Origin of the sequence: Sulfurimonas sp. (assembly GCF_016744025.1) — a bacterium.
GTDB lineage: Bacteria > Campylobacterota > Campylobacteria > Campylobacterales > Sulfurimonadaceae > Sulfurimonas.
Map to the genome: position 1 here is coordinate 1 of NZ_JADGFC010000168.1, position 4,355 is coordinate 4,355.

The 4,355-nt window shown below is 32.6% G+C and carries 5 protein-coding genes; 1 reads left to right on the forward strand and 4 read right to left on the reverse strand.

Annotated features, from left to right (window positions below):
* The 4 genes from QZZ48_RS14360 to coaBC form a co-directional block, all read right to left on the reverse strand.
* On the reverse strand, window positions 1-919 hold a 919-nt coding region (locus QZZ48_RS14360; protein ID WP_294966945.1), incomplete at its 3' end, for an LptF/LptG family permease.
* A 2-nt stretch (window positions 920-921) separates the two neighbouring features.
* Window positions 922-1,737 (reverse strand): A24 family peptidase, encoded by an 816-nt coding sequence (locus QZZ48_RS14365; protein ID WP_294966946.1) that lies wholly within the window; start codon window positions 1,735-1,737, stop codon window positions 922-924.
* Entirely contained in the window at window positions 1,737-2,414 is a 678-nt protein-coding gene (locus QZZ48_RS14370; protein WP_294966947.1) for a di-trans,poly-cis-decaprenylcistransferase, read from the reverse strand. Before QZZ48_RS14370 ends, QZZ48_RS14365 begins: the two co-directional genes overlap by 1 nt.
* A gap of 2 nt (window positions 2,415-2,416) precedes the next feature.
* The gene (gene coaBC, locus QZZ48_RS14375) at window positions 2,417-3,685 is read right to left on the reverse strand and encodes a bifunctional phosphopantothenoylcysteine decarboxylase/phosphopantothenate--cysteine ligase CoaBC (RefSeq protein ID WP_294966948.1); all 1,269 of its coding nucleotides are present in this window, start codon (window positions 3,683-3,685) and stop codon (window positions 2,417-2,419) included.
* 42 nt (window positions 3,686-3,727) lie between these two features.
* Here coaBC and QZZ48_RS14380 point away from each other — a divergent pair, with 42 nt between their 5' ends.
* The gene (locus QZZ48_RS14380) at window positions 3,728-4,273 is read left to right on the forward strand and encodes a multiheme c-type cytochrome (RefSeq protein WP_294966949.1); all 546 of its coding nucleotides are present in this window, start codon (window positions 3,728-3,730) and stop codon (window positions 4,271-4,273) included.
* The last annotated feature ends 82 nt before the right edge of the window (window positions 4,274-4,355 follow it).

Below are 4,355 nucleotides of genomic sequence, written 5' to 3' on the forward strand. Positions count from 1 at the left end.
GTCCTAGAGTCATTCCATAAAAAATTAATACACCAAAGAATAGATATAGGTATATTCTACCTTTTTGATGCCTTACATGCACAACCCCAATACTTACAACTAAAAACAGACTTATAAGAGGAAAAAGACTTAATAGAGTATCAGTTATCATCATTTGAGTCTTACTCTCTTTTCTCTCATCAGATTGCCAGTACTCAAGAGGTGTTTTGTAAGTTGACAAGTCAGTAGTCATTGTATTGTTTATATACATGGTATCAAAGTCTATTTGAGAAAACTCTTCTTTTGAATAACTGTATCCTTCTCCATCAATAAGTTTAAGTCTAAGTATTCCAGCATCGTTTATGATTTCTGCTTTTTTAGCACTAATTAGGATTTCTTCTTTTTTCTTTTTATTGAATAAAATTACGTCAGAGTACGTCTCATCCTTATTATCTTCACCAATATAAAGAAGCCAATCACCAAAACTATGCCCAAACTCAGAAGCACTGAGGTTAAATTTTGCCTCACTTTTTTTGTAAGAAACGAAGTTACTTGAGAGTGTAGTTGAGTGAGGAAAAAGAACTAAAAAATTAAAACTTAACAATATACTAAGAAGTAGGGATGGTTTAAAAAGTGTCTTTATTATGAACTTTGGATGGATTCCAAGGGCAAAAAGAACTACCATCTCATTGTCTGTAGAGAGTTTAAATAGTGATAATGTAGCTGCTATGAAAAATGTAATAGGTAGTGTGTAAAACAAAATCTCAGGAAGTACAAAAAGATAAAGTTTAGTCATATCCCAAATACTAAGCTGTATTATGGCTGTATAAGTAGCTAGTTTAATCATAAATATAACAGATGCAATCGCAAATAGAGGCATAAACATAGATAAGAATATCATGTAAAGGTTGTTGATTATATATTTTCTAAGTCTGTCCATGATTAATAATTTGCCTCAATATATGCTAAAACTTGCGAGTCATAAATATAAACCATAAAAGTAGCAAGTGCTAAAAATGGTACAAATGGAACTCTTTGTTGTTCTGCTGATTTATTTAAAAGCATAAGCATAACAGGAAGAGCCAAAATAGCAGATAAAAAGATAGCAACAAGAGTTAGTTTTAGACCAAGAAGTGCTCCCATAGTTGCAGCTACCATGATATCTCCCTCTCCCATAGCTTCAACAAATGGTGTTCTATCGTAAAATTTATTCCAAGAAGTCTTTGTTATTTGTCCTGCTCTGTGAAGAGACGATGTAAGATAGTATGAAAGAGTAAATATTAGAAGTGTAAACCCACCTGCAAAGAGTAGGGCATTTTGAAAATTTACAAAAACTCCATTTATACTCCATGCCCCAAATATTGCAAAAAACATTGCCAAGAGATTTAGAGAGTCTGGAACCATTTTATATTTAAAGTCTATTACAGAGAGAGATAAAAGCATTAAAAAGCTAAGTCCTATTAAAAGTGCAGGAAAAGTAAGCGTATATTTAGTAGCTATTGTCAAAAAGATAAGACCAGAAACTATTTCAATAATTGGATACTGCATAGATATACTTGTTTTACAAAATGAGCATCTGCCTCTTAGAAAAATCCATGAAAGAACAGGAATATTATGCCAAGGTTTTAGGGCAGAATTACAAGATGTACAGTGAGATGATACAAAAACAACGCTTTCATCTTTTGGTATTCTAAGTATAACAACATTTAAAAATGAACCAATTACCACTCCTAGAATAAAAGCGATTAGCATCTCCACTATTTTAACCCTCCAAAACGACGTTCAACCTTAGTGAAGTTTTTTACTATTTTTTCTAACTCATTTGTTGTAAAGTCAGGCCAAAGCGTATCTGTGAAGAAAAGTTCAGCATATGCTGATTGCCATAGTAAGAAGTTTGATAATCTATGATCTCCTCCTGTACGTATAAGTAAATCTACACTATGCTTACAATCAAGTGCATTACCTAGCATCTCTTGAGTTATATCATCTTCACAACTTTTAATCTTATTAACAGCTCTAAGTATTTCATCTTGTGCACCGTAGTTAAGTGCTAAGGATTGTACCAATCCATCGCAATGAGCAGTTTTTTCTTCTACCTCTTTTATCGTTTTTTGAAGAGATTTTGAAAATGCTCTTGTGTCACCAATAGGTTCAAAACGAACATTATTTTCTAAGTATACTGGTAGTTCATTTTTTAAGTATTTTTCTAAGAGTTTCATTAAAAACTCTACTTCTAACCTAGGTCTTTTCCAGTTTTCTGTAGAAAAGGCATATAGAGTTAATCGCTCTATATCTTGGTTCTTAGAGCAGTATGTAGTTATCTCTTTTACTACTTTAGCCCCAGCCTCATGGCCTTTTACTCTTTTTTTACCGCTAAGCTCTGCCCAACGACCATTTCCATCCATGATTATGGCTATATGATTAGCTGTATTCATTACTATAGACTTTTCGCATGAGTTAAAACATCAAATGCAAGACTTAGTTTGTCAGTATCTGCAAGTGATTCAATCTTATCAGGAGTTATAAACTCTATCTTATTATTATCACTTCCAAAACTAGAAGAATCTTTTAGTATGTTTAAACACACTGCATCTACTTCTTTTGTATCTATCATTTTTGAAGCATTTTTCATCGCAACTTCCTCAGCCATTTCAGCTTTAAAACCTACTGTAGTAATACCTTTTTTATCAATTGAGTTTAATATGTCTACATTTTGTTTTAAACTAAGCTCAAAGGTCTCACCTAGCATCTCTTTTTTCAATTTTCCACTTTGCACATGAGATGGGATATAATCACTTATAGCAGCAGCCATGAAAAGATAAGGTTGTTTTTGGATTAGGTGGATTTGCTCATTTCTCACAAGAGAAGCTTTTGATAACTTACCCTTTTTAGCGATACGTATAGAGTCAGTTAAATACTCAAGCATCTCGTCTGAACTTTCAACATCTATAGTGTGCATCTCTTGTGGAATATTCTCTTCAAATCTTGTAGATATTAGATTTACATCAGCACCCTTACAGTAAAGGGCAGTTGCTATTGATGAAGCCATCTTTCCACTTGAAAAGTTTGAAAGATAACGCACATCATCAATTTTTTCTATAGTTCCACCACCGGTAACTATAACTCTTCTATCACTCCAAAACTCATCTTTTAGAAGTACTCTTGCTGATTGCCAGAAAACATCTATTGGTTCTGCCATTGCGCCATTACCAGTTGTTTTACATGCAAGCTCTTTAGTCTGTGTTGCAACAAGTTCATAGTTTGCAATAGCTAACATTTTAAGGTTTGCTTTAGTGATTGGATTCTCAAGCATATTGGTGTTTGCTGAAGGTGCTATTATCTTAACTCCTGGATATGCAAGTGCACATTGTAGAAGCATATTATCAGCTATTGCATTAGCAAGTTTTGCAATCGTGTTTGCAGTTGCTGGAGCTATAAGAAATAAATCAGCCCACTCAGTACTCTTTATATGATTATGATCATTTACCCAAGATTCGTTGTAGTCATCTAATACTTGGTTTGAAGTTAGAGTCTCAAAAGTAAGAGGAGTTACAAACTTTTTAGCTGATTCACTCATTACAACTTTAACATCAGCACCGGCCTTTACAAAGAGTCTAATTAAGTCTAATGATTTGTATACAGCAATAGAGCCAGTAACTCCTAAAAGTATCTTTTTGTCTTTAAGTAAGTCCGATGGAATAAGCATGAAACAACCTCTTTTGAATTATTAAAGGATTATACCAAATTTATGTTAGAGACGATTTACTTATTGATATATATCAAGTCAACTTCTTTGAACTTAGATAGAATACAACTTATAATAATTAAAAGGAACATTTATATAAAGATCTTTATATACATCTTAGCACTTAGTTCAATACTATTTGCATCTGCTGACTCAGCTAACAGTGCAACCTGTAAAAAGTGCCACCCAACCATCGCTGCTGAGTTTCAAAGCTCTATGCATAAAAAATCATCTATATATGAAGATAAGATTCATAAAGCCGTATGGGATAAACACCCTGCAAAAGCAAAAGGTGACTATAAATGTGCAAAATGTCATACTCCAAATGCTACAACTGAGAAACAGCAGCATGAAGGAATAACATGTATTAGTTGTCATACTATTAAAAGTGTTGAAAATCATGCAACAACAAATAAAAATATATACTCTAAAAAGGATAAAACTTTTTATTCTGCTCAAAAAGGTCGTGAGAGTGAAAAAGTTGAATATAAAAAAACAACTTCATGGTGGGGAAATAAGACTACAATTGGTTCTATAATGAACCCCTAAAACTGAACCAGTAAAATTTGTTTTCTTATTTCAAAAATGATAAAATTGAAATAGAAAATATAGGGATTAAATATGAGTGTAA